This window comes from Streptomyces sp. 8P21H-1 (assembly GCF_013302945.1).
In genome coordinates this window covers 1-522 of the sequence record NZ_JABTYA010000033.1, presented here as the reverse complement: position 1 = coordinate 522, position 522 = coordinate 1, and the positions used below count along the sequence as shown (strand labels likewise).

At 78.0% G+C, this 522-nt stretch carries 1 protein-coding gene; it reads right to left on the bottom strand.

Going from position 1 to position 522, the window contains the following annotated elements:
* Positions 1 to 522: ketoacyl-synthetase C-terminal extension domain-containing protein (locus tag HO151_RS00790; RefSeq protein ID WP_173894214.1), on the bottom strand; the 522-nt coding region annotated here is incomplete at both ends.

Genomic DNA, 522 nt, shown 5'->3' with positions numbered 1-522 from the left:
CCTCGTGCCGCTGCCGCCCGTCCGGCACCTCGTGCCTGCGCTGTCCGTCCGTCGCTCCGTGCTCCCGCCGCCCGTCCCGGTCGCGGTCCCGGTCGCGGTCGCGGTCGTTGCCGCGCTCCGCGACGGGCTCCTCGGGTGCCTGTTCCAGGACGACGTGGGCGTTGGTGCCGCTGGCTCCGAAGGAGGAGACCCCCGCGCGGCGCGGGCGGCCCGTGTCCGGCCACGGCGTCGCGGCGGTGAGCAGGGCGACGGTGCCCCCGGACCAGTCCACCTGCGGGGTGGGCCGGTCGACGTGCAGGGTGCGCGGCAGCAGGCCGTGGCGGAGCGCGAGAACGGTCTTGATGACGCCGCCGATCCCGGCGGCCGCCTGGGTGTGCGTGAGGTTCGACTTCAGGGAGCCGACCCACAGCGGCTGTCCGGCGTCGCGCCCCCGCCCGTACGCGGCGAGCAGGGCCTGCGCCTCGACGGGGTCGCCGAGGCGGGTGCCGGTGCCGTGCGCCTCGACGGCGTCCACGTCGGCCG